The following is a 25,449-nucleotide window of genomic DNA, read 5'->3' as shown; positions in this document are numbered from 1 at the left end:
CATGGCGTATGCTGAACTGTTTTGTCAGAGCAATTTCTCGTTTTTAACGGGAGCTTCCCATGCAGAAGAGTTGGCTTTGCAGGCTGACTTTTTGCGTTATCACTCTATCGCCATCACCGACGAGTGCTCTGTCGCAGGCGTGGTACGTGCTTATACCGCCATTAAGCAGCATCAGTTAGCGATACGCTTAATTGTCGGTAGCCTCTTTTGGCTCAATGATGAGTGCCAAGTTGTGCTGCTCTGCCCGACACGCCAAGCCTATGCAGAGCTGTGTCGAATTATCACCAATGCCCGTCGGCGCAGTGAAAAGGGCCACTATCAACTTTCCGAATGGGATTTGATGTCAGTGAAACACTGCTTGATATTGTGGATGCCACAAAATCAAGGTCACGATTTACATTGGGGAGAGTGGCTCAAGCAATATCACGTTGGCCGTCTCTGGATGGCGGTTCAGCGTCACCTCAATGCTGATGAACATCTGTATTTAGAGCATTGCCGTCAACTTGCTGAGCAGCTTGCCCTACCTATCACAGCTTGCGGCGGCGTGTTAATGCACAATGCCACTCGCCTGCCGTTACAACATATTCTGACGGCGATTAAAGAAGGTCAGCCAGTACCACAGGTTCAGTCGCATCTGCTCACCAATACTGAGCGTGCGCTACGCAGCCAAACCAAATTAGAGAAACTCTTTCCCAGTCAATGGCTGACTGAAAGTGTCCGCATTGCCGAGCAATGCCAATTCACCCTTGATTCTTTACGCTATGAGTACCCCAGTGAATTGGTACCGCCGGGAGAGTCTGCGATAGGCTATTTACGCCGATTGGTTGAACAGGGAAAACAGCTGCGTTTTCCTAGCGGAGTCCCTACTGAAATTGAACAAATCATCGCTAAAGAGCTCGACTTAATTGAGGAGCTCGATTACCCATTTTATTTTCTCACCATTCACGACATGGTGATGTTTGCCAAACGTCAGGCCATTCTCTATCAAGGACGAGGCTCGGCTGCCAACTCGGTGGTCTGTTACTGCTTAGAGATCACCTCCGTCGATCCTCGCCAAATTTCCGTGTTGTTTGAACGTTTTATTAGTAAAGAACGTAATGAGCCGCCGGATATTGATGTGGATTTTGAGCACGAACGTCGTGAAGAGGTGATTCAATACCTTTACCAAAAATATGGTCGAGAACGGGCAGCGATTGCCGCCACGGTGATCTCATATCGCTTCAAAAGCGCGGTACGTGATGTGGGGAAAGCTTTGGGGATTGAAGAGTCGCAACTGGAGTTTTTTATTAAAAACGTCAATCGCCGTGACAAGGACCAAGGCTGGCAAGCGCAAGTGGTTGAACTAGGGCTCAAAGCTGGCTCCTTAAAAGGTGAGCAGTTTATTAGCTTAGTCAATGAGATCATGGGGTTCCCGCGCCATTTATCCCAACACGTAGGGGGCTTTGTGATCTCTTCAGGTCCGCTTTACGAGTTGGTCGCCATCGAAAATGCCTCCATGCCCGAACGCACAATCATTCAATGGGATAAAGATGACATTGAAAGTTTAGGTCTGCTAAAAGTCGATGTTCTTGCCCTTGGCATGCTAACGGCAATCCGTAAATGTTTTGATCTGATTGCTAAGCATCATCAGCGGGCGCTGTCGATTGCCGATATTACCCGTCTGCAAGATGACCCGAATGTGTATGGCATGATTCAACGTGCCGATACCGTGGGTGTATTTCAAATTGAATCGCGCGCACAAATGGGCATGCTGCCTCGCTTAAAGCCGCGGTGTTATTACGATTTGGTGATTCAAATTGCCATTGTCCGTCCAGGCCCAATTCAGGGCGACATGGTGCACCCATTTCTAAAAAGGCGTGATGGACTAGAACCCATCACCTACCCTTCATCAGCAGTGAAGCAAGTGCTCGAGCGCACCATGGGAGTGCCGATTTTCCAAGAACAAGTGATCAAGTTAGCCATGGTGGCCGCAGGATTTACCGGTGGTGAAGCCGATCAGCTGCGCCGCGCTATGGCGTCGTGGAAGAAAAATGGCCAACTCGCCAAGTTCAAAGACAAGTTGATCGATGGCATGGAAAGTCGCGGCTATAGCCATCAATTTGCCCAAACCTTATATGACCAAATCTGTGGCTTTGGCGAATACGGTTTCCCAGAAAGCCACTCAGCTTCGTTTGCCGTGCTGGCCTACTGTTCTGCTTGGCTCAAGTATTACTATCCCGCAGAATTTTATACTGCGTTGCTCAATAGCTTACCGATGGGCTTTTACTCTCCGTCACAGCTGATACAAGATGCCAAACGCCACGGAATCCGTGTCAATCCTGTCTGTGTCAACGCTTCTGAATATGATCACACGGTGATCGCCACACACACTCCGCACGGCATTCGCGTGGGGCTGCGGCAAGTGAAAGGACTCAGTGCTCAAGGGGCATTTACCCTATTAGGTGAACGGCCTGAGCAGGGCTTTTCTCATATCAGCCAACTTAAACAATTAGGGCTCAATCGCAAAGACATTGAAGCGTTGGCTTCCGCTAATGCCATGGCAAAGCTGGCGCATAATCGCTATGCCACTCGTTGGGAGTTAATGGATACCATTAACGATCTTCCTCTATTTCGCGATTTGCAGGAAGAAAAGGTCACCCACTACTCTGCCCCCAGCGCCGCTGATAACTTGATCGAAGATTATGCTGCACTGGGATTATCACTAGAACACCACCCAATCACATTGCTCGAGAGCGCGGGTGTGCTAGGTCATTTTATCCGGCAAAAGGATTTAGCTTGGCAAACGCACCGTTCACTGGTGACAGTCGTTGGCGTTGTGACAGGACGACAATCACCGGGTACAGCAGGAGGTGTGACCTTTTTTACTCTTGAAGATGACACCGGTAATGTCAATGTGGTGGTGTGGCGCGCTACCGCTCGCGCGCAAAAACAACCTTACCTCAACGCAAAAATCTTGATGGTCAAAGGCCTATTGGAAAAAGAGGGCGATGTATGCCATGTGATTGCGGGGCGTCTGATTGATATGACGCCACAACTAGCGACGCTACAGGCGAAGTCACGCGACTTTCACTAAGTTCACCCTGTAGCAGGAACTCTCTTAGAAAAGAGACCACCAGAAACCAACAAGGCGCCATTTGGCGCCTTGTTGTGTTCAATATGTCGCTAGTTAATTAGAGCAGTTCACGTAACCGGTCTTGAGCAATCTGCACCAACATATCCGGCTGGAATTTGGAGATAAAACGGTTACATCCCACTTTTTCCACCATCGCTTCGTTAAAACTACCACTCAAGGAGGTGTTCAGCGCGATATGCAAATCTTTCATTCGAGGGTCTTGGCGGACTTCAAAAGTTAAGCGATAACCATCCATTTCTGGCATTTCGGCATCGGTAATCATCATCAACAGTTCATCATTGATGTTTTTGCCTTGGTCACACCACCCTTTCAATAAATTCAGTGCTTCCAAACCATCGCGACACTCAATAATGTGCAGGCCAAGCTGAGACAGAGTCCCCTTAACTTGGTTACGCGCAGTGGTCGAGTCATCAACAATCAACACCCGACGTCCGTGCATTTCTGACATCAGATCTTTATCCAACACTTCTTCAGAAATGGACACATCGTAATCGATGATCTCTGCTAGCACTTTTTCTACGTCAATGATCTCAACGATGTGCGAGCGATCGCCCTCTTTGACTTGGGTGATCGCTGTCAGGTAGTTGGAACGGCCAGACGTTTTTGGCGGCGGTTGAATATCGGTCCAAGTGGTGTTGATGATGTTACGCACTTGTCCAACCAAAAAGCCCTGCACTGAGCGGTTATATTCGGTGATGATTAAGTTTTGTTCGGGATTTTGCAGGCGACTTTCAGGAAAACCAATGGCCTTACGCAAATCAATCACAGGCACGGGTTCGCCACGCAAAGAAGCAACCCCAGTAATGTGTGAGTGAGAGCCTGGCATTTTGGTCAACACAGGAACTTTGATCACCTCTTTGACCTTGAATACGTTGATAGCAAAAATCTGGCTACTGTTGAGACTAAACAACAATAGCTCCAGGCGGTTTTCACCCACAAGATTGGTGCGCGCATCGACCGTATTTAAAACACCTGACATAGAGATTCCCGAAAATGAACAAACTTACATAACATTATAGTCAGTTAACTAGAATGTAAACGTACGGATTGATGAAAATATCTGTAACGAGAAGCGACGTAATGCCACTTAACCTTCCAGCACTTTCATTAAGAGTAAACCATCGTAGAGAGCTTGCTTGATTAATGCAGCACCTGGCATGGTCGCCTGTTTGTAAAAACGCGATTCGACTAACTGTAACTCATGCTGGTAGACCGGATAGCTTTGTTCTTGAATACAGCGCAATAACGCGGGATAAAGCACATTTTTCGCTTGGTTTATCACACCGCCAATCAAAATTTTGTCTGGGTTAAACACGTTAATCATGATAGCGATGGCTGAGCCCAGATAGTGTCCAAGCTTCTCAATCACATCGACTGCCAATGCATCACCTTGAGCCGCCGCAATACAGATATCTTCAATGGAAAGCTCATCTTCATCTTTGCTACTCAGAACCGACGTTTCACCACCACGTAAACGTGAGGCCACCTCAGCTCGCAATGCTTCAGAACTCGCAACCGTTGCCAAGCAACCACTATTGCCACAGTCACAGCGTAAACCGTGCGGCGCAATCTGAATATGACTTAAGTCACCGATGTTGCCATGGCGACCTTGCAAGATCCGACCATCTACAATGATGCCAGCTTCAACACCATGATGAATCGAAATCAGAATGGAGTTATCAACATCTTTGGAGTGACCAAACAGACGCTCGGCTAATGCCCAAGCTCGCGTGTCATTGGCCACAAACACAGGTAAACCGGTGGCACGAAAGATCTCCTCGCCTAATGGCAAGTTGTGCACGTGATAGTGCGGCATCTCCAGCACGATCCCTTTTTCCGAATTCACTAACCCGGGCAAGGTAATCGCAATACTAGTGACACGATCCACCATCGCCGAATAGGTTTGGAAAAAGTCTTTAATTTCGAATAGAAGCCGCGCTAGCAAATCATCTTGATCGGTTTCATGAATATCGATTTTGTTATCGATAAGCACTTCACCGCCCAATTCGTGCAGAGCAAGCGTGAGATAACCACGCCCTAAGCGCATCGATAAAAACTGCCACCCTTCATTATTGGTTTGCAAACCAATCGCAGGACGTCCACGAGAAATCGCTTCTTGGACCGTTGTTTCATGCACCAAGTGAGCATCAATCAGCTCACGGGTGATTTTGGTGATACTTGCAGGCGCAAGTTCACTCTCTTTCGACAAATCGATACGAGAAATCGGACCTTTTTGGTCGATGAGTTTATATACACGGCCAGCATTGACCTGTTTGATATGATCAATATGGCCTGGTTGAGCCATGTACATGACGCACTCCAGAAAGAAACAACTTTCCAATTTTTTTACTTTGCGAAGTAATTGTGAAGCGATTTGATGGCTACCCGTGACCCTCATCACGTATATATCGAGAAGTTTGCGCCTTAAGTCAAATAGTTAGACGTTTACTTCCCCATCATACATGAAAAATCAGATTTAATTCGCACTTAGAAATATACGCTCTGCACTGGTAAATTTTTCAATCACTTCCAAACTCTTGATAGCAAGCCTCTATAAGAGGGTCTTTTGCCCCCTGTCCGTTCAGGAGTGATCTATGACCAAAGTACAAAGAAGAACCAAAATTGTCACCACATTAGGACCATCAACAGACAAAGATGGCGTTTTAGAAGCGATCATTCGCGCCGGAGCCAACGTAGTACGGATGAACTTTTCTCATGGTTCCGCCGAAGACCATAAGTTACGCGTTCAAAAAGTCCGTGAAATTGCCGCATCTCTCGGTCGAACCGTTGCCATTTTGGGTGATTTGCAAGGGCCAAAAATTCGCGTCTCCACTTTTAAAGAGGGGAAAATTCTGCTCAATGAAGGCGATAAATTCATCCTTGATGCCGAACTTGCACCTGGGCAAGGCGATCAAGAATCGGTCGGGATCGACTATAAAGCGCTACCACAAGATGTACAACGCGATGATATCCTGCTCCTAGATGACGGTCGGGTACAACTGCATGTCATGTCGGTAGAAGGCAATAAAGTCCATACCCAAGTCCTAATTGGTGGACCTCTGTCCAACAACAAAGGCATTAACAAAAAAGGCGGCGGTCTTTCTGCCGATGCGCTGACTGAAAAAGACAAGCGCGATATTCTGCTGGCCGCTGAAATCAAAGTCGACTATTTGGCGGTTTCCTTCCCGCGTAACGGTGAGGACATGAAATACGCTCGTCGTCTTGCCCGAGACGCAGGGTTGACAGCACGGATGGTGGCCAAAGTCGAACGTGCGGAAACCGTGGCGACCGAAGCCAACATGGATGACATTATCATGGCATCTGATGTCATCATGGTCGCTCGTGGTGACCTTGGGGTAGAAATTGGTGACCCTGAACTTATCGCGGTGCAGAAGAAACTGATCAAACGTGCTCAAGCGCTCAACCGTGTTGTCATTACCGCAACGCAGATGATGGAGTCGATGATTACTAACCCAATGCCGACCCGTGCAGAGGTTATGGACGTAGCCAACGCTATCTTAGACGGAACTGATGCGGTTATGCTGTCTGGAGAAACCGCTGCAGGTAAATACCCAGTGGAGACCGTCAAAGCGATGGCGGATGTCTGTATTGGTGCAGAAAAGATGATCGAATCCAAAGAGCAGAATTATCGTCTGTCTGGCACATTTGCCACTGAGGGAGAGGCTATTGCGATGTCAACCATCTACGCAGCCAACCATCTAGATGGTGTACAAGCGATGGTGATCTTTACCGAATCGGGCCGTACCGCGCTGATGACATCCCGCCTAAACACCAACTTTCCTATCTTTGCCTTGTCAAAAAATGATATTGCTTTGAATCGCTGCTCACTCTATCGCGGTGTAACCCCTTTTTACTTTGACAGCAAAGGTCGTGATGGACATGAAGTTGCGCAAGCCGCATTAGAGGCTTTAAAAGAGAAGAAACTGCTGGAGTTTGGTGATTTGGTCATCATCACGCAGGGGGATATCATGGATGTTGAAGGAACAACCAACACCATGCGGATATTACCAGTACTGTAATTCATAACTGAAGAGAAAAGAGTGACAAAAGGTGTTAATGCCAATGCATTAACACCTTTATTTTAAACAACCCACCGAGACATTGGCTAGGCTAATTTATGAATCAATTAACCGCTAAGAAGCCGAGTTATCGGGATTATGAGAGCCATCTTGAGGGATACCTAAGTGAGCGTAAATGGTTCGTCTTGACCAGAGTTTCACTGCCCTTTCATAGCTATCAATAAAACGAAAACCCGCTTTTAAACCCAATTCGTAATCGAACTGCAAATCTTCTTTACGACTCATTAATGGACCGGAACGAAGCGGCTCTTCAGGAGCAATTTGCACGATAAAACTGTCATCCGGTGGAGAATTCATAAACTCTTGTGTGAGCGCATAGGTCTGATAATGCACCATGAGCATATCCGCTAAACCAGAATCAAATTTATCCCCAAGCAAATGACTTAAACGGTAAATATCATCGGCACCGAACAGCCAACGCCCGCCATTCATTATCTCTAATGCTCGAGTTTGCTGAGCACGCGTTCGTTGCTGAGCCAAAAAGGATCCCCAATCTTGTTTCCATTGCTCGAGCTTGTTTTGCCAGTGCAATTGAATGTGATTAAGCGAATCGCGAAACCAAGTGACCTCTTGCTGATGGACATCCAGTTCAAGATGCTGCTCAATACTCTCATCAGTACATTCCGTACGAACAATCGCGATAAAGCGAGCACCACGCCGCCAAGCCTCTTGCACGGGAATAGCTGCAGACACGCCACCATCAACAAATGCTTGATCCGCAACAGAGACAGTTCCCTGATACAACCCAGGAATCGCACATGTGGCCGTGAGCACTTCACGCCAATCTTTTTGTAACATCGGCAAATAGTGATCCACCAGCGTAGGAATGGCAGTCACCGCAGCAAACGCTTTTTTATGCGACCCCAAAGTGCGTCGCCCCATATCCACGTCAAGTTTATAGGGAAAATCGAGGATTTTATCCAACGCCCAATCTAGGTTGAGGTATTGCTTACGCCGAATATAACTAAAGAGATGGAAGAAAGAAGGATCCGTCGTTAACTCCATAATAAAGGAGCGACTCAAACCATGCTGACGGCATATATAAGGACAAATGTTCAACGCCCCAGCCGACGTACCAAAATACTCATCGAAAGGGTCAAAATTTGACAAGATAAAGGCGTCAAACACCCCAGCGGTAAAAATACCTCGCTGCCCACCACCTTGAGCAACTAAGGCATTCTTACCACCAAGAAATTTTGATAACTGCAGCTCATCAACATGAACGTTGATTTCCGAGACTGTCCCACTATTACTTCTCATTAGCAGAACACCCACCCAAGGTTAGGATGCAATGGCAACTAAACCAAAGCCAATAAAAACAGCAAAGCAAATGGTGGTAATGATCAAAGAGGCTTTCAACTCAAAGTTCATACACATCTCCTTAAATTGTTGTAGGACAGAGACACATTATTGATGTCTGAATTAGCATAGCCGAATTTTACAAACACAACATATCGTTAGCGTCACACAATTGCATCGTGTTAGAAGAGATCCATGGTTCTCTGTTAGCACTAATATAATAAACCACCAACCGTCTCCTCACATTTTTCCGCTCTATTAACACAACTGTAGCAACTCAAGGTTAAAACTGGTGCGATACACTACCCTGTGATTAAAAAACAGTCGTTGGCACTAAAAGAAAAATTAGTCTCATCATTTACATATCACTAATTTGTTAGTGAAAATCACTGGCTTTTTACTTGCAACTTACAATTTCCCACTAATTATCTATTCACACTTAAATGAATTGGCCACAAAAGTGCACCAAGATCACATTTACATTCTATTGCCATGCCCAGAAGAAAATTGTAGTCTCGACTCTAATGCGTAGCTGAATATTTCAGATTTCGCAAACACACATCATTTTTATTGGGATAATATTCTGAGTTCTCGTTAACCAACAAAACTTATAACTAACATTTTGCTAGTTCATGGAAGATACAGATAGAGATTTCGCAACATTGTAGATGCTCTGTTTATTAAATGTTCCGGAATCAACAGCACTGGTAGCGAGAAGCTTCATAACTCGGAGTGGTAAGGAGTAATCTATGAAGCGCGAACAATGGGGATCTAGGGTCGGTTTTATTATGGCCGCAGTAGGATCAGCAATTGGTTTAGGAAACATCTGGCGTTTCCCTTATATGGCTTATGAAAACGGCGGCGGTGCGTTTTTCATTCCTTATTTATTTGCCATGGTTACCGCAGGCATCCCATTCATGATCCTTGAGTTCAGTATGGGCCAACGCCATCGTGGTAGTGCACCAAAAACGTTAAAAGCTATCAACTCAAAATTTGAATGGCTTGGCTGGTTCCAAGTTGGTGTAGCAGCTGTGATTGCCGTTTACTATGTAGCGGTTATTGGTTGGGCTATTTCTTATTTTGGAATGTCGTTCACTCAAAGTTGGGGCGCAGATACTAACGCCTACTTCTTCTCAAGCTACCTGCATTTAGGTGATAACTCTCCAACTAACTTGGGTTCAATCCAATGGGGAATCGCGATTGCCATGCTGATTGCTTGGGCTGTCACTTATGCAGCGATTGCAGGCGGTGTTAAATCAGGTATCGAACGTGCATCTAAGATCATGATGCCAGTACTGTTTGTAATGGTTATCGCGTTGATTGCTCGCGTCATCATGTTGCCAGGTGCCATTGAAGGTGTGAACTACATGTTCAAACCAGATTTCAGCAAAATCTGGGATGTGAAAGTGTGGGCTGCAGCTTATGGTCAGATTTTCTTCACCTTAAGTATCGGTTTCTCAATCATGCTGGCGTACTCAAGTTACTTGCCTGAAAAATCAGACATTACTAACAACGCATTCATGACTGTACTTATCAACTGTGGTTTCTCAATCTTAGCCGGTATCATGATTTTCTCCGTGCTAGGCTACATGGCAACAACACAAGATAAGCCTATTACTGACGTCGTTTCTGCGGGCGTAGGTTTAGCGTTTGTTACTATTCCAGCGGCAATTAACCTATTGCCAATGCCTTACATCTTGGGTCCTATTTTCTTCTTCGCCCTAGTTGTAGCAGGTCTAAGTTCACATATCTCACTATTGGAAGCAGTGACTTCAGCCATCATCGACAAACTGGGTTGGAGCCGTCGTAAAGCTGCCAATATCGTATGTGGTGTTGGTGTCGTTATCTCCATGGCTTATGCAACCAACGGTGGTCTATTACTACTAGACTTGGTTGACCATTTTGCAAACAACATCGGTATTATCGCAAGTTGTTTGGTTGAATTGATTCTTATGACTTGGATGCTAAGCGTTGCAGAATCACGCGCTTACGTTAACAACCATTCAGACTTTAAAGTTGGCTTCTGGTTTGATATCTGCCTACGCTTTATCTCTCCAGCAATCCTAGCCATCATTATCGTCACTAAACTGCATACCTTGCTAACCGAAGGATACGGTGGTTATGACCTAACTCTTGGTTGGGTAATGATTGCAGCTCTGTTTGTGATCGGCGTTGCCATCAATCTATCAAGCAAAAGTAACAACAATCGTAAAGGAGTAGAAGCATGACTACAGGTGCAATCATCATGATGATCGTGGGTGTGTGTATTACTTGGGGCGGTGCTGCTCTATGTATTCGCAAAGCAATGGCTAACAGCTAATTGCCACTCCAAATTGAATCGATTAAAAAGCCGATACTTTGTATCGGCTTTTCTCTTTTTCTGCGTTTCAATTAGAAACGATAAGTAACGCCTACCGCAGCGCCCAATTGCAGATCGGGGCCTGAATAGAGATCGAGTTCTGGATGAACTTGACCATAAACATCAATATGCTTGTTCGCAGCCCAGTTAACCCCAACCGGTACACGCACACCGAACTCATCATGATCCCATTGGGACCAACCGCCAGCGCCGACATACCAAGTGACAGGAATGGATGGGTCATCGAACTGACCGCGTTTAAAAATGTAATCGAACGCTGCACCTTGGTTACCTAGAACAAACCGATATTGATCATTCACATCAAATACCGCACTTAACTGTTGATCCACCGCCATACCTACAGCGAGCTTATTATCGTTCTCAGCAGCCTGTACCGCCATTGAACAGCCCAATAGTCCGAAGGCTAAAATCCCTATCTTTCTCATTACTTTTTTCCCGAACATACTGATTTATTGCCCAAACTTTAGCTTCTACTTTCAACCAATTTGTCAATGGTACGTAAGGTAATTTCAAGAACTTCCCCGACAATGCCATGCCTTTCTTATAAGGACAGGCACCTCAACAGCAGCCACACAACGAGACTTTCTTACAGGGACAGGCACTTTAAAGGATGATAAGAATGATGAAGTTAAACAAAGAGATAAACAAAAAGCCAGCACACTGTGCTGGCTTTGGATTCTAAGCAGATTTGAGTCAGTCGACTTCAACTTCCGTTGAGTAACGATTGTCGTGATAGGGTTTACGCCCGAAAGCGTAATATTGTGAACCGCTGTACAAGGCATAAAGGCCAAGAGTACATAGACACAACGCAATCTTATAAAACTCACGCTCGAAGTAAGTCTTCTTATCTACTGGGCTACCATCGACTCGGGAAACAACACTCACTTTCAAAAAGAAGCGAGCGAGTGAATTACCTAAATAGCGATAGCACACCCAGTGATATCCCAAATACATACCGATAAAGAGCAGGAGAATAAACACACAGATTGCTAGCATTAAAGGCAATGCAGCATTCCCAGTTGAGGAGATGAGTCCCTGATAATCAGGATGTCTCGAGCTTATCCCCATGATGGCGTAGTACACGCCACCAATGAGAACCTGGGCAAACATTTTTACGATTTGAAAATCGATAACGAATGCCCCGGTGCGTTTAAATTTCTCTTTAATACTCATTACTTACCAAGTTTAGAGTTAATCTGAGCTTTGTAAGTTGCAGCTTGAGCACCGTAAATCGCTTGGATACCAGTGTCGCCAACTTTCACTAGACCACGAGCGCCTAGTTGAGTAGTCCAGTATTCGTTGTCTTTAACGATAGCTGAATCTTTAACAGTGATACGTAGACGAGTGATACATGCGTCAACATCAGAAATGTTGTCTTTGCCACCTAGCGCTTCAATCATTGCGTCAATTTTCGCGTCGTCTTGGCCCGCTGCACCTGATTTTGCATCACGGTAGTCTTGTTTAGATACAACCGCTACTGCACTGCCTTTACGGCCAGGAGTTTTAACGTCAAATTTCAGGATGTACCAACGGAACAGGAAGAAGTAGATGAATGCGTAAACAACGCCTACTGCAATGATGTAGTACCAGTGGTTATCAACACCTGTAACACCTGGAAGAATACCGAACAATGAGAAGTCGATGAAACCGCCAGAGAATGTCATACCAACTTTTACGCCTAGTACGTCCATTAGTAGGAATGAGATACCTGCCAATGGCACATGTAGGAAGTAGTAAAGAGCTGGAGACAAGAACAAGAAAGTAAATTCGATTGGCTCAGTGATACCTGTCAAGAATGCAGTCAATGCAACAGAGAACAGCAAACCACCAGCGGCTTTACGGTTTTCTGGGTCAACAACAGAGTACATAGCGTAAGCTGCTGCTGGCAGACCAAACATCATGAATGGGAATTTACCAGTCATAAAGTTTGTTGAAGAGAATTGTGAGAAGTCACCGCTTGCTAGAGATGCGAAGAAGATGTTTTGAGTACCTTTAACAACAGCACCAGCGATATGTGCAGTACCACCGATTTCTGTTTGCCATAGTGGTAAGTAGAATACGTGGTGTAGACCTACAGGGATCAATGAACGTTCAATGATACCGAAGATGAATGATGCAACATAGCCTAGACCAGAAGCACGTAGTTCACCTAGAGCAACACCGATTGCACCGAATGCAGCACCGAAGAAAGGCCAAATAAAGGTTAGAACGATACCGTAGAACAATGCAGCAAATGCACTGATGATAGGAACGTAACGAGCACCACCGAAGAAACCTAGGTAATCAGGGAGTTTTGCGTCGTGGTAACGGTTATGAAGAACAACAGTTACTGCACCAGCAATCAAACCACCAAATACACCCATACTTAGCGTATTAGAAATACCTAGTACGTTAGCAAGGATACCTGAGTAGTGGTCGCCCATCAAAATTACTGTGTTTGTAGCAGGGTCAATCATCCCACCTACAACCAAAGTTTTTGCGATAGCAACGTTCATTACCAAGTAAGAGATCAATGCTGCAAGAGCTGCTGCACCTTTTTCAGCTTTTGCAAAACCGATTGCAATCGCCAATGCGAACATTACTGGTAAGTTTGCGAATACGATGTCACCCGCAGCGGTCATTACTTGTAGGAAACTATTTAAAACTGTGCCCTGTTGTAATACACCGATTTGGTACGCTTCAATCATGGTTGGGTTGGTAAAACTACCACCAATCCCCAACATAATACCGGCAGCTGGAAGCAAAGCTATCGGTAGCATGATCGCTTGAGAAAGTTTACTAAAGAAACCTTTCATAGATTTATGCTCCTGATTAAGTTATTAGAATGATTGGTCCTAACGGCACACCCCCGTAGCCATAGTGTTAGTCCCAAAAGGAAATGTAACTGCATGTTGCATTATATTTTCCGGCTCTAAATATATCTTGATGAGCCTCAAACTTTCTAGTTAGTATCGAAATTTAGTTTCAAAGTAATAAATAGATCACAATAAAAACCACTGGACAAACCACCCAATATCTATCCCATCTCTATGTTTTATATGACAATTTTCTTACAAAACAATAATTTCGCGTCGCAAAGAAATTAGCCTCATACATTTTTTACTTCGAAAAATTACCCCACCACTCTTTTTGTACACCAATTAGCCAAACCCGTTAAATAAGCAGCAAACAACCTAACAAAACCGGTTTCGGCAATAAAAATGGGAGCTAGCGCTCCCTTTTTTGTGTGAACTAATTTTCTATCGTAAAAAAAGATCTTTGAAGTTTTGGGTGGTTTTTTGACCGACTTCAGCGAGAGAAACGCCTTTGAGTTGAGCGATATACGCTGCCACTTCAACAACATAAGCAGGTTGATTCTGCTTTCCACGGTGTGGAACTGGAGCAAGGTAAGGTGAATCTGTCTCAATGAGTAAGCGATCAAGAGGCAATTGCTTAACCACCTCTTTCAATTCATTGGCTTGTCGGAAAGTAACAATACCGGAAATGGAGATGTAAAAACCCAACTCCATTGCCGCGTGAGCAAATTCAAGATCTTCGGTGAAGCAGTGAATGACGCCACCACATTTTTCAGCACGACCATTACGCAAAATATCCAGTGTATCTTGTCGAGCATTACGAGTATGAATAATCAATGGTTTATTCAATTCAACAGCCAAATCGACCTGCTGAGTAAAACGCAGCTTTTGAAGTTCCGCGGTCTCTGGTTGGTAGTGATAATCTAGCCCAGTCTCACCGATGGCAACAACGCGAGGCATCGAAGCATAGTGGCGCAACGTATCTAATGAGAAATCACTCTCAACGTCCAATGGATGAACGCCAATCGACGCGTGAACCTGAGGAAAAGGCTCAATCATCTCCATCATATTGGGGAAAGAATCCAATGTGCAGCCAACCGATAGAAAGCTCTTTACGTTAGCTTGCGATGCCTTGTCCAACACATCAGCAACGCCATTGTGTAATTCGTCGTAATCTAATTTGTCTAAGTGACAATGGGAATCTACAAACATGAATCCTCGTTATTAATATTAAATAGCCATTGAGTAATCAGCAGTTCTGCATTAAGCCCAGTAAATGCTCTTAACTGCTCTTTAAGCTGAATTAAAGCCTCTGACTGGCGATAAAGAGTGTTATAACTCAGATGTTTTGCTAAAGCCTGAGCTCCCGGTAATGCGTCTTGAGCCAGTAAACCAAAATGCACTTTTTGCGCGTCGCTCATTAAGTACCAAAGCCAACTCAAGCGCACCAAAGGTTCCTGTGCTACCAATTGGGCACACTCCACCGCGGCACTAACATCACCAGAAATGGAGCGGATAAAGGCTTGCTCAAGCGTAGTAAGTTGCTTGACTCCATCGGATTCAACAAACTTTAACGTCAAGAGAGGCGCATTATCATGCAAGTGAGCGGCATAATCTGGTATCGACTGATTTAGCTGTGTTGCCACCCATTCACTGGCTTGGTGTGCCGTTGGAGCGGCGACATTGATCGTTTGGCATCGGCTCACTATGGTCGGTAACAATAGATTAATCTGGTGACAAACCAACACAAACACACACTTTTCCGGCGGTTCTTCCAGCGTTTTTAACAGAGCGTTCGCTGCGGACTCACTCATCGCCTCTGCAGGTTCAATCACCATCAACCGATACCCAGAAAGTTGTGAGGATTCCAATGCTACTCGATTGCACTGACGAATCTGGTCCACCGTAATGGTTTTCCCCTCTTTCTCTGGACGCACTTCGTGATAATCAGGATGAGTTCCTGATTGCATCAATTCACACCCATGGCAAAAACCGCATGGTTCAGTGTCACTACTCGTGCACATTAACGTTTTAGCCACCTGTGCAACCAGCTCATCGGTACCCAACCCTTGCTGGGTATGAACTAAGGTTGCATGAGCAAAGGTACAGCTCTGCAAACGCTGCTGCCAAGTTTTCCACGGTTGAAGCAACCACGGATAAAGAGTCGCCGCCATAATCAATACCTTATTGCTGGGCTAACCATGTTTCAAGTGCGTGACGAATATCGGCTGCGACCTCAGCAATACTTTGCTGAGCATTAATGGTGACGATAGAGTCATCTGCTGCAGCCAATGCTTGGTAGCGTGCGCGCGTACGTTCAAAAAAGCTGATATCCATCTTTTCAATGCGATCCAACTCGCCGCGACCACGCGCTCGCTCAAGTCCCACTTTAGGGTCGATATCAAGATATAAGGTGAAATCGGGTTTAAAGTCGCCCAGCGCTGTCTGCTTTAACGCCATCATCGTCGCGTTACTGAGCTGACGCCCACCACCTTGATACGCTTGAGATGAAAGATCGTGGCGATCACCCACTACCCAATCACCTTGCTTGAGTGCTGGCTTAATTACGTTTTCAACTAATTGAACTCGCGCAGCATACATGAGCAAAAGCTCTGTCATATCTTGCAGCACTTCACCTTCATGCTCTTCCTTGACCAGAGCCCGCATTTTTTCAGCGAGTACTGTACCGCCTGGCTCACGAGTGCGTACGATATTGCCAACATGATGCGCCGTTAACGTTTCTACTACTGTTTGAATTGCAGTACTCTTACCTGCCCCTTCAAGGCCTTCGATGACAATAAATTTACCGTTCATTTATGCTTTCTAAGATAGTTTAAATAGGCGCGTACTGCGCGATTGTGCTCAGACAACGTCTTTGAGAACACATGTCCTCCATTGCCACTGGCAACGAAGTATAAGTAATCTGACTGCTCAGGCGTTACCGCGGCAGTCAGTGAATCTTTACCTACCATGGCAATCGGCGTTGGTGGCAGACCGAATATCACGTAGGTATTATATGGCGTTGGCTTACGCAGGTCAGGACGACGAATATTCCCGTCATAAGCGTCCCCCATCCCGTAAATCACCGTAGGGTCGGTTTGTAAACGCATATGCTTATTAAGACGGTTCACGAATACCGAAGCAATTCGCTCTCGCTCACTCTCAATTGCCGTCTCTTTTTCAATAATCGAGGCCAAAATCAGTGCGTCATACGGTGTTTTTAGCGGTAAGCCATCTTGGCGATGTTGCCATGCTTCATCTAACGCGCTCATCAACTTCTGATGCGCTCGACGTAAAATATCGATATCACTTTCCCCTGCAGTAAAGTGATACGTCTCTGCTAGAAATAAGCCTTCAACTTTGTTTTGCTCGATACCCAGCTGCTGAGCAATTTGCTGCTCAGACTTATCCTCAATAGTATGAGTGAGATAAGGCATCTTAGTCAGTTGTTCACGCCATTCGCTAAATCGACTTCCTTCGACAAAAGTAATGGCAAACTGGTGCTCTTTACCTGAACGAAAAAGCTCTATCGCTTGATTGAGCGACATATTAGGCAAAAGCTGATAGGTTCCCGCCTTGATTTGCACCAATTCTGGATGTAAGCGACGAACGAATTTCTCTGCAAAGTTAGGTTTTATCCAACCTTTTTCGTTTAACAAAGAGAATGCGCGATTAATATTGGCACCGGACGGAATCGTCACGATCTGCTCTTGTTGAACAGTTAATGGCTGGCTGAGATAGGCATCAACCGAATGATTAATATAGATATAGCCACTCGTCGCAAGAATAATTAGAGCGATTACAATGACAGCGAGTTTCTTTAGCACGAATGAAAAATCTCCTGAAAGCGTCGTGTTTGTTTTCCAATTTCAAAGCATTGAACATCAATTTGGCAAACTGGAGCAACACCTAAGATGGCGTTAGAAACAAAAATCTCTTCAGCAGACATCAATTCATTGAGTGAAAAATCGCCCAATTGAACGTGAAGCCCTAAAGCGCTGGCTTGCTCCAAAATCACTCGGCGCGCCACACCAGCAACGCCTGCTCGTTCAAGTGATGGGGTAAATAGCTGCGATCCCTTCACCCAAAATAAGTTAGCCATCGTGGTTTCTATCACCCGCCCGGCAACATCGCAGCATACCGCATCGGCAAAACCTTGTTGCTCAGCTTCGGCCTTTAATAATACCTGTTCGAGCCGATTATTGTGTTTATGGCCTGCGAGCATTGGGTTAATTCCCATTTGCTGTCGGCAAACACCAAGAGCGATACCTTGCTGCTGCCATTGACGATAATGCTCAGGAAACATGAAGTGGCTAATAGTAACATTGGGAACGGTCACTTGAGTAGGGCTATATCCACGACCACCACTTCCGCGACTAATGTGCAGTTTAAGTCCTGCGTAAGGCTCTGGTAGGATTGCATTATCTAACCAGTTGGCGATCAATCCCCAGTCGGGTTGTACAATACCTAAAAGTGATAGGCACGCTTGCATCCGCTCGAAATGATAGTCCCAGAACTGAATTTTGCCGCCACGAGTCAGCATAGTAGTGAAACAACCATCGCCGTATTGAAACGAACGATCACCGATGGAAATATGCTGTGTGGCCTGTCCATTTACCCAAATCATTTTCGTTCCCTTTCGACTTTTTGTTCCCCAAAAAAACAAACGGCTTAATGCTAAGCATCAAGCCGTTCGAATACAAGCATCAACGTAACTACGTATTACTGCATACGTTTGAAAATCAGTGAACCGTTAGTACCACCGAAACCAAATGAGTTACAAATCGCGTATTCCATACCTTCCACTTTACGTGCGGTATTCGGAACTAAATCGATATCCAAACCTTCTTCTGGGTTATCCAGGTTGATGGTTGGTGGAACGATTTGGTCAACTAGCGACATAATAGTGATGATAGATTCTACTGAACCTGCTGCACCTAGAAGGTGACCAGTCATCGATTTAGTAGAAGAAACTAGTACTTGTTTCGCACCTTCTTCACCAAGAGCCAGTTTAATGCCTTTCACTTCAGCCACGTCACCTGCAGGAGTTGACGTACCGTGAGCGTTCACATAACCGATTTGAGTGCCATCAAGGCCTGCGTCACGTAGTGCAGCAGACATTGCCAATGCACCACCTGAACCGTCAGAGCTTGGAGAAGTCATGTGATAAGCATCACCAGACATACCGAAGCCAACTAATTCAGCATAGATTTTAGCGCCACGAGCTTTAGCGTGTTCATACTCTTCCAGAACAATCACACCTGCACCATCACCTAGAACGAAACCATCACGGTCTTTATCCCAAGGACGAGATGCTTTTTGTGGCTCATCGTTGCGAGTAGAAAGTGCTTTAGCCGCACCGAAACCAGCCATACCCAGTGGAGTTGACGCTTTTTCAGCACCACCAGCCACCATTGCGTCTGCATCGCCATAAGCGATCATTCGAGCCGCATGGCCAATGTTATGTAGACCTGTCGTACATGCTGTAGAAATCGCGATATTTGGACCACGTAAACCACGCATGATAGAAAGGTTACCAGCAACCATGTTAACGATGGTTGAAGGAACGAAAAATGGGCTAACCTTACGTGGACCCTTTTCCACTAGAGCTGTATGACCAGCTTCGATCAGATCAAGACCACCGATACCAGAACCGATAGCTACACCAACGCGGGGAGCATTTTCTGGGGTGATTTCTAGACCAGAGTCATTCAAAGCTTGAATACCAGCAGCGATACCGTATTGGATAAACAAATCCATTTTACGAGCATCTTTTTTAGACATGTACTCTTCGCAATCAAAATCTTTTACTAGACCTGCGAAACGAGTAGAGAAATTAGTAGTATCAAAGTGTTCGATATTTACGATACCACTTTGACCAGCTAGCAGGGCTTTCCAAGAAGATTCTACTGTGTTGCCTACCGGTGACAACATACCCATGCCAGTGACAACGACACGACGCTTGGACACGATCATATTCTCCGGAATTGAAAAATTCTATGAGAGGTATAGATGACTGATAAAAACTCAGGCGGCCAGAGGGCCGCCTGGGGAGAGATATTACTGAGCGCTGTTAACGTAGTCGATCGCAGCTTGAACAGTAGTGATTTTCTCTGCTTCTTCATCAGGAATCTCAGTGTCGAATTCCTCTTCTAGAGCCATTACTAGCTCAACAGTGTCTAGAGAATCAGCACCTAGATCTTCAACGAAAGAAGCTTCGTTTTTAACTTCTGCTTCGTCTACACCTAGCTGTTCAACAATGATTTTCTTTACGCGTTCTTCGATGTTGCTCATTTTTTCTTTTCCTTTACAGATTTCGCCTAATGCGATGATTCCGTAGTTTATTAGAACTAGGGAAAGTTGCAAGTGTGACCTTGCTGGTCAAACCACAAAATTGATGATTTTAACCGAAATTCACACCAAGATTGATATAAATCATGCACAAATAATGCTCAAGTTTATATCAAGTTTCGTATTGAGTCGGGATTTTAACACAGTTTTTCCTGACTCAATACGAATATGGCATTAAACCATGTACATGCCACCATTTACGTGCAAAGTTTCGCCCGTAATGTAAGCAGCTTCTGGAGATGCCAAGAAAACAACTGCGGAAGCAATTTCACGAGGATCACCAAGGCGACCCGCAGGAACTTGTGCCAAAGTCGCTGCACGTTGTTCATCGTTTAGCGCTTTAGTCATGTCTGTTTCGATAAAACCAGGAGCTACTGTGTTCACTGTCACGCCACGAGACGCCACTTCGCGCGCCATAGCCTTAGTGAAACCAATAACACCCGCTTTTGCTGCTGCGTAGTTTGTTTGACCTGCGTTACCCATAGTACCAACAACAGAACCGATGTTGATAATACGACCATGACGTTTTTTCATCATGCCACGTAACACAGCTTTAGAAAGACGGAAGATAGATGTTAGGTTAGTGTCCAGAATATCTGTCCACTCATCATCCTTCATACGCATCAGTAGGTTATCTCGTGTAATACCGGCATTATTAACCAAAATATCCACGCCACCAAATTCATCAGTGATGTTTTTTAGAACCGCTTCAATAGATTCTACATCCGTCACATTTAATGCTAGACCTTTGCCGTTTTCGCCAAGGTAAGCGCTAATCGCTTCTGCACCACTTTCGCTGGTTGCAGTACCGATCACTTTAGCACCACGTTCAGCCAATAGCTCAGCAATCGCTTTACCGATACCACGGCTTGCACCAGTGACTAGTGCGACTTTGCCTTCAAGATTCATGAAGTTATTCATGTCTGATTTCCTACTCTTACTTAACAGCGTCAAGAGAAGCTACGTCATTAACAGCAGCTGCTTCTAACTCTTTAACGATACGTTTAGTTAGGCCAGTTAACACTTTACCTGGACCCACTTCGATCAGTTTTGCGATACCTTGTGCGTGCATCTTCTCAACACCTTCAGTCCAACGAACTGGGCTGTAAAGCTGACGTACAAGTGCATCTTTGATTTTCTCAGGAGCGGTTTCTGCAGCCACATCAACGTTGTTGATCACTGGCAGTTTAGGCTCGTTGAATTCAATCGCTTTTAACGCTTCAGCCAATTTGTCTGCTGCTGGTTTCATTAGTGCACAGTGTGAAGGCACAGAAACTGGTAAAGGAAGAGCACGTTTTGCGCCCGCTTCTTTACATAGAGCACCAGCACGTTCTACTGCCGCTTTTTGACCAGCGATAACCACTTGGCCAGGTGAGTTGAAGTTTACTGGAGAAACCACTTCACCTTGCGCAGCATCTTCACATGCTTTAGCAATAGCAGCATCATCTAGACCAATGATCGCAAACATAGCGCCAGTACCAGCAGGTACGGCTTCTTGCATCAGTTGACCACGTAGAGCAACCAATTTAATCGCTTCTTTAAAGTCGATAACACCCGCACAAACAAGCGCTGAGTATTCACCCAAGCTATGCCCTGCAAGAACTTCTGGTTGTTCTAAACCAAGTTCTTGCCATACACGCCAAATAGCAACAGAAGCGGCTAACAATGCTGGCTGAGTACGGAAAGTTTGGTTCAAATCTTCCACAGGACCATCTTGAACTAGTGCCCACAAATCGTAACCTAGGGCTTCAGATGCCTCAGCGAAAGTTTGTTTAACGACATCATACTGTTCACCAAGATCAGCAAGCATACCTACAGCTTGAGAACCTTGACCTGGAAAGACGATAGCAAACTTGCTCATGTTTTTTTCCTTCAATAGCAATCATGATAGGGAATCATAAGACCCCCATATCATCAGAATCTGAATTAAAACTTAACTAGGGCTGAACCCCAAGTAAAACCGCCACCGAATGCTTCAAGTAGCAAAGTCTGACCACGTTTAATACGACCATCACGCACTGCTTCATCGAGTGCAGTCGGTACCGTCGCTGCAGACGTATTACCATGTCGATCGAGCGTTACAACCACTTGATCAAGCGACATAGACAATTTCTTCGCTGTCGCCGAAATAATGCGTAAGTTTGCTTGGTGAGGAACCAACCAATCCAACTCAGACTTATTCATATTGTTCGCTGCCAATGTTGTCTTCACAAGACGAGACAATTGAGTCACAGCGACTTTAAATACTTCGTTACCCGCCATATGCAGCCATTTATCCGTATCACCGCTACCGCGCTGAGGGACTTCAAGGCTAAGCAAATCACCAAACTCACCATCAGCGTAGATATGAGTTGAGAGAATACCAGGCTCTTCACTTGCACCTACCACAACAGCGCCTGCGCCATCACCAAATAGGATAATAGTTGAGCGGTCAGTTGGGTCGCATGTTTTTGATAACGCATCGGCACCGATCACCAATACGTTTTTGCACATACCTGATTTCACATGCTGATCTGCGATAGAGAGCGCATATATAAAGCCAGAGCAAGCTGCAGCGATATCAAACGCTGGGCAACCTTTAATGCCAAGATTTCCTTGCACCTGACAAGCAGATGATGGGAATGTGTGGCTACCACTGGTAGTTGCAAGGATGATCATGTCGATATCGTCTTTATCAATACCAGCCATGTCAATCGCATTTTTTGCAGCGATAGTTGCCATGTCCGCTACAGTTTCGTTTTCGGCAGAAATACGACGTTCACGAATCCCGGTACGAGTCACGATCCACTCATCACTTGTGTCTACCATTTTCTCCAAATCCGCATTAGTACGGATCTGAGATGGCAGGTAGCTGCCTGTTCCTAATATTTTGCTATTCATGAAGACTAATAATGCCTCTCGAGTAAAACCGCTTCCAAACGATCGCTTATCCGGCTGGGTACTTGTCGTTTAATTTCGTGTACCGCCTCGGAAATTGCATTTACGACAGCGGATACATCAGCTCTTCCATGACTTTTTATGACAATGCCGCGCAATCCTAGCAAACTTGCACCGTTATACTGGTCGGGGTTCAGTGTTTTTAGTTCGATAAATAAATCTGAAAACAGTTTTCGAGCAATCCAACCCTTTATGGATGAAGCTGAAAAACAAGCTCTAAGCTTATCAATAAAGAGTTGTGCAGTGCCTTCACATGCCTTCAAACAGACGTTGCCAACAAAACCATCACAAACAATCACATCTGCTACATCAAGTAGCAGTTGGTTACTTTCAATGTAACCAATGTAATTCACAGCTTGTGTCTGGTTGAGCATTTCCGCACAACGTTTGACAAGGTCATTACCTTTTATTTCCTCAGCACCGATATTTAAAATCGCCACACGTGCAGCTCGCCCCAAATGTTCCTCGGCTAATGCTGCTCCCATCACAGCAAATTGGAACAATGAGTCTGCGTCACTGGACACGTTTGCGCCTAAATCGAGCATCCACGTTTTATGGCCACTTGCCGTAGGAAGGGCTGAGACTAACGCGGGTCTATCGATACCAGGTAATAGTTTAAGACGAAATCGGGAGAGTGCCATTAATGCACCGGTATTTCCAGCGCTAACACAAGCATCGGCATGCCCTTCGGCCACAAGTTCAATAGAAACTCCCATGGAAGTTCCTGCACTATGACGAAGTGCGAGCGAAGGTTTCTCTGAGTCAGATATCATTCGATCACAATGCACAATACTCAAGCGAGCATCTGCTTTGCAACCTAATAAAGACAGTTGGTGGGCAATTTGCGACTGGTCACCCACGAGGGACACTTTCAACTCAGGGAAATGCGACAGTGCCTGCACGGCGGCAGGCACTGTGACACGGGGACCGAAATCACCGCCCATTGCATCAAGTGCAACGGTTAAATTATGCAAAGGTTAACCTTACTTGTTGATAACCTTTTTGCCACGGTAGTAACCGTCAGCAGTCACGTTGTGACGTAGGTGAGTTTCACCAGAAGTCGCATCTACAGATACAGCAGCAGTAGTTAGTGCATCATGTGAACGACGCATATCACGGCGTGCACGTGATTTACGGTTTTGTTGTACGGCCATTGACCCTACTCCTATGTTAAGTAATGTCTGAAGAATTTATTTCTTCAAACTTTTTAAAACATCGAATGGATTCGGCTTATCTTCCACAATTTCTTCCGGAAGATCACCAAACACCAAGTTGTTTGAATCAACGCTACATTCAGACTCATCATGCATCGCTACTTGGGGTAAGTTTAGAATGAACTCGTCTTCAACTAACTGTACAACATCAAGTTCACCGAATTCGTTAAGATCTACCAAATCATACTCTTCCGGAGCGTCTTCTTCACTTTTCGCACTATAGTAAGGCGTATAAGTGAATTCGACTTCGCACTCATGTGCGAAAACTTCATTACAGCGTTGACACTCTAAATCAACTTGAATGTTAGCTTTACCAGAGATAACAACAAGTCGCTGTTCATCTAACCCAAATGACAATAACACTTGAGCGTCGCGTTTTACGCCTTCGACTGATTCTGTTAAGCGCTTGAAAAGGCTGGATTGGATGATGCCATCGTAATCAAGACGTTTCTGAGCCGCTTTCCCAGGATCTATCGTTCGCGGTATTTTTACCTTTTGCATAGGGCGCGAATATTATCTTCCAAAACAAATTTAGTCAAAGAAAAAGGCAAAAAACTTCGTTTTTTTTCCCTTTTCACGTCAATAGTTATGAACCGCTTTCTACAATCAGATATGCTGTTCCCAAACTTCCGATAATTGTAAATTAAAATGCAAAATTACCAACTGGTTTTAGCTTCAACTTCGATATTTCGTCAGCAACTGCTCGAAAAATTAGCCATTCCCTTTGTGACAGCAAAACCCGACTGTGATGAAACGCCACTACTCAATGAAACCGCTGAACGATTGGTCACTCGCCTTGCGGTTGCTAAAGCGAAATCCTGTCAATTGACTCAGCCAAGTTTAGTCATTGGCAGTGATCAAGTCTGTGTTATTAACAACCAAATTGTTGGCAAACCGCACACAGAAGAAGCGGCTATTGAACAGTTATTGAGTCAAAGCGGCAAAACCATTCGTTTTTATACTGGGCTAGCGTTATACAACACGGAAACCGAAGAAGCGCAGGTGACACTGGATCATTTTGACGTACATTTTCGCCAATTATCCCGCTCTCAAGTGGAAACTTATGTGCGAAAAGAGCAGCCGCTTTACTGCGCTGGTAGCTTTAAAAGTGAAGGATTGGGCATTGCCCTATTTGAACGTTTAGAAGGGGACGACCCGAATAGCCTGATCGGTTTACCATTAATCAAGCTGGTTAGCCTACTTGAACAGGCAGGACACCCTGTTCTATAACTTGCATTTC

Annotated in this window: 25 protein-coding genes; 5 read left to right on the top strand and 20 right to left on the bottom strand. The window is 45.1% G+C overall.

The annotated features are described in order from the left end of the window. Window position 1: 1 nt before the first annotated feature. On the top strand, window positions 2-3,073 hold the full coding sequence (locus tag OCV11_RS05000) for an error-prone DNA polymerase (protein WP_261895374.1): 3,072 nt from the start codon (window positions 2-4) through the stop codon (window positions 3,071-3,073). Between the two features lie 97 nt (window positions 3,074-3,170). On the opposite strand, the gene OCV11_RS04995 is transcribed toward OCV11_RS05000, so the two are convergent. Together OCV11_RS04995 and mlc are read right to left on the bottom strand one after the other, a co-directional pair. Beyond that, a complete protein-coding gene (locus OCV11_RS04995; protein WP_261895372.1) occupies window positions 3,171-4,112 on the bottom strand; it encodes a chemotaxis protein CheV in 942 nt (313 codons plus the stop codon). Window positions 4,113-4,220: 108 nt separating this feature from the next. Further along, the gene (gene mlc / locus OCV11_RS04990) at window positions 4,221-5,444 is read right to left on the bottom strand and encodes a sugar metabolism global transcriptional regulator Mlc (protein WP_261895370.1); all 1,224 of its coding nucleotides are present in this window, start codon (window positions 5,442-5,444) and stop codon (window positions 4,221-4,223) included. A 283-nt stretch (window positions 5,445-5,727) separates the two neighbouring features. Here mlc and pyk point away from each other — a divergent pair, with 283 nt between their 5' ends. Further along, window positions 5,728-7,173, top strand: a complete 1,446-nt coding sequence (gene pyk, locus OCV11_RS04985) for a pyruvate kinase (protein ID WP_261895369.1) — start codon at window positions 5,728-5,730, stop codon at window positions 7,171-7,173. A gap of 114 nt (window positions 7,174-7,287) precedes the next feature. Here pyk and OCV11_RS04980 read toward each other — a convergent pair whose 3' ends face one another. Both OCV11_RS04980 and cydH read right to left on the bottom strand, forming a co-directional pair. After that, on the bottom strand, window positions 7,288-8,493 hold the full coding sequence (locus OCV11_RS04980) for a patatin-like phospholipase family protein (RefSeq protein ID WP_261895368.1): 1,206 nt from the start codon (window positions 8,491-8,493) through the stop codon (window positions 7,288-7,290). Window positions 8,494-8,514: 21 nt separating this feature from the next. After that, window positions 8,515-8,604: a cytochrome bd-I oxidase subunit CydH gene (cydH, locus tag OCV11_RS04975; RefSeq protein ID WP_261895367.1), complete on the bottom strand. Its 90-nt coding sequence runs from the start codon at window positions 8,602-8,604 to the stop codon at window positions 8,515-8,517. 677 nt (window positions 8,605-9,281) lie between these two features. On the opposite strand from cydH, the gene OCV11_RS04970 reads away from it, so the two are divergent. Both OCV11_RS04970 and OCV11_RS04965 read left to right on the top strand, forming a co-directional pair. Further along, window positions 9,282-10,760: a sodium-dependent transporter gene (locus OCV11_RS04970; protein WP_261895366.1), complete on the top strand. Its 1,479-nt coding sequence runs from the start codon at window positions 9,282-9,284 to the stop codon at window positions 10,758-10,760. Then, window positions 10,757-10,852, top strand: a complete 96-nt coding sequence (locus tag OCV11_RS04965; RefSeq protein WP_156430442.1) for a MetS family NSS transporter small subunit — start codon at window positions 10,757-10,759, stop codon at window positions 10,850-10,852. The genes OCV11_RS04970 and OCV11_RS04965 overlap by 4 nt, the downstream gene beginning before the upstream one ends. 71 nt (window positions 10,853-10,923) lie before the next feature. On the opposite strand, the gene OCV11_RS04960 is transcribed toward OCV11_RS04965, so the two are convergent. From OCV11_RS04960 to yceD, 16 genes are all read right to left on the bottom strand, one after another. Beyond that, entirely contained in the window at window positions 10,924-11,337 is a 414-nt protein-coding gene (locus OCV11_RS04960) for a hypothetical protein (RefSeq protein ID WP_261895365.1), read from the bottom strand. Window positions 11,338-11,605: 268 nt separating this feature from the next. Further along, a complete protein-coding gene (locus OCV11_RS04955; protein ID WP_261895364.1) occupies window positions 11,606-12,085 on the bottom strand; it encodes an RDD family protein in 480 nt (159 codons plus the stop codon). Next, entirely contained in the window at window positions 12,085-13,707 is a 1,623-nt protein-coding gene (locus OCV11_RS04950; protein WP_261895362.1) for a PTS transporter subunit EIIC, read from the bottom strand. Before OCV11_RS04950 ends, OCV11_RS04955 begins: the two co-directional genes overlap by 1 nt. 444 nt (window positions 13,708-14,151) lie before the next feature. Beyond that, window positions 14,152-14,919, bottom strand: a complete 768-nt coding sequence (locus tag OCV11_RS04945) for a TatD family hydrolase (protein ID WP_261895361.1) — start codon at window positions 14,917-14,919, stop codon at window positions 14,152-14,154. Then, window positions 14,910-15,881 (bottom strand): DNA polymerase III subunit delta', encoded by a 972-nt coding sequence (gene holB / locus OCV11_RS04940; protein ID WP_261895360.1) that lies wholly within the window; start codon window positions 15,879-15,881, stop codon window positions 14,910-14,912. The genes OCV11_RS04945 and holB overlap by 10 nt, the downstream gene beginning before the upstream one ends. 10 nt (window positions 15,882-15,891) lie before the next feature. Beyond that, complete coding sequence (tmk, locus tag OCV11_RS04935; protein ID WP_261895358.1) at window positions 15,892-16,521, bottom strand: dTMP kinase; 630 nt, start codon at window positions 16,519-16,521, stop codon at window positions 15,892-15,894. Continuing rightward, window positions 16,518-17,534, bottom strand: a complete 1,017-nt coding sequence (gene mltG / locus OCV11_RS04930; RefSeq protein ID WP_261895356.1) for an endolytic transglycosylase MltG — start codon at window positions 17,532-17,534, stop codon at window positions 16,518-16,520. Before mltG ends, tmk begins: the two co-directional genes overlap by 4 nt. Beyond that, on the bottom strand, window positions 17,528-18,334 hold the full coding sequence (pabC, locus tag OCV11_RS04925; RefSeq protein WP_261895355.1) for an aminodeoxychorismate lyase: 807 nt from the start codon (window positions 18,332-18,334) through the stop codon (window positions 17,528-17,530). Before pabC ends, mltG begins: the two co-directional genes overlap by 7 nt. A 95-nt stretch (window positions 18,335-18,429) precedes the next feature. Further along, on the bottom strand, window positions 18,430-19,677 hold the full coding sequence (gene fabF, locus OCV11_RS04920; RefSeq protein ID WP_261895353.1) for a beta-ketoacyl-ACP synthase II: 1,248 nt from the start codon (window positions 19,675-19,677) through the stop codon (window positions 18,430-18,432). Window positions 19,678-19,767: 90 nt separating this feature from the next. After that, window positions 19,768-20,001 (bottom strand): acyl carrier protein, encoded by a 234-nt coding sequence (acpP, locus tag OCV11_RS04915; protein ID WP_014204679.1) that lies wholly within the window; start codon window positions 19,999-20,001, stop codon window positions 19,768-19,770. A gap of 231 nt (window positions 20,002-20,232) precedes the next feature. Beyond that, window positions 20,233-20,967 carry a 3-oxoacyl-ACP reductase FabG gene (gene fabG / locus OCV11_RS04910; protein ID WP_261896229.1) on the bottom strand — a complete coding sequence of 245 codons (735 nt, stop codon included), beginning with the start codon at window positions 20,965-20,967 and terminating at the stop codon, window positions 20,233-20,235. A 28-nt stretch (window positions 20,968-20,995) separates the two neighbouring features. Further along, a complete protein-coding gene (gene fabD / locus OCV11_RS04905) occupies window positions 20,996-21,919 on the bottom strand; it encodes an ACP S-malonyltransferase (RefSeq protein WP_261895352.1) in 924 nt (307 codons plus the stop codon). Between the two features lie 65 nt (window positions 21,920-21,984). Beyond that, complete coding sequence (locus tag OCV11_RS04900; RefSeq protein WP_261895351.1) at window positions 21,985-22,938, bottom strand: beta-ketoacyl-ACP synthase III; 954 nt, start codon at window positions 22,936-22,938, stop codon at window positions 21,985-21,987. Between the two features lie 5 nt (window positions 22,939-22,943). Then, window positions 22,944-23,969 carry a phosphate acyltransferase PlsX gene (gene plsX / locus OCV11_RS04895; RefSeq protein ID WP_261895350.1) on the bottom strand — a complete coding sequence of 342 codons (1,026 nt, stop codon included), beginning with the start codon at window positions 23,967-23,969 and terminating at the stop codon, window positions 22,944-22,946. A gap of 9 nt (window positions 23,970-23,978) precedes the next feature. Continuing rightward, on the bottom strand, window positions 23,979-24,149 hold the full coding sequence (gene rpmF / locus OCV11_RS04890) for a 50S ribosomal protein L32 (RefSeq protein ID WP_261895349.1): 171 nt from the start codon (window positions 24,147-24,149) through the stop codon (window positions 23,979-23,981). Between the two features lie 36 nt (window positions 24,150-24,185). Next, window positions 24,186-24,710: a 23S rRNA accumulation protein YceD gene (yceD, locus tag OCV11_RS04885; RefSeq protein WP_261895348.1), complete on the bottom strand. Its 525-nt coding sequence runs from the start codon at window positions 24,708-24,710 to the stop codon at window positions 24,186-24,188. 147 nt (window positions 24,711-24,857) lie between these two features. Between yceD and OCV11_RS04880 the strand changes: the two genes are divergently transcribed. Continuing rightward, window positions 24,858-25,439: a Maf family protein gene (locus OCV11_RS04880; RefSeq protein ID WP_261895346.1), complete on the top strand. Its 582-nt coding sequence runs from the start codon at window positions 24,858-24,860 to the stop codon at window positions 25,437-25,439. The last annotated feature ends 10 nt before the right edge of the window (window positions 25,440-25,449 follow it).

Origin of the sequence: Vibrio porteresiae DSM 19223, from assembly GCF_024347055.1 — a bacterium.
GTDB lineage: Bacteria > Pseudomonadota > Gammaproteobacteria > Enterobacterales > Vibrionaceae > Vibrio > Vibrio porteresiae.
The sequence above is the reverse complement of the archived record's forward strand: the minus strand, read 5'-3'. Positions and strand labels throughout refer to the sequence as shown.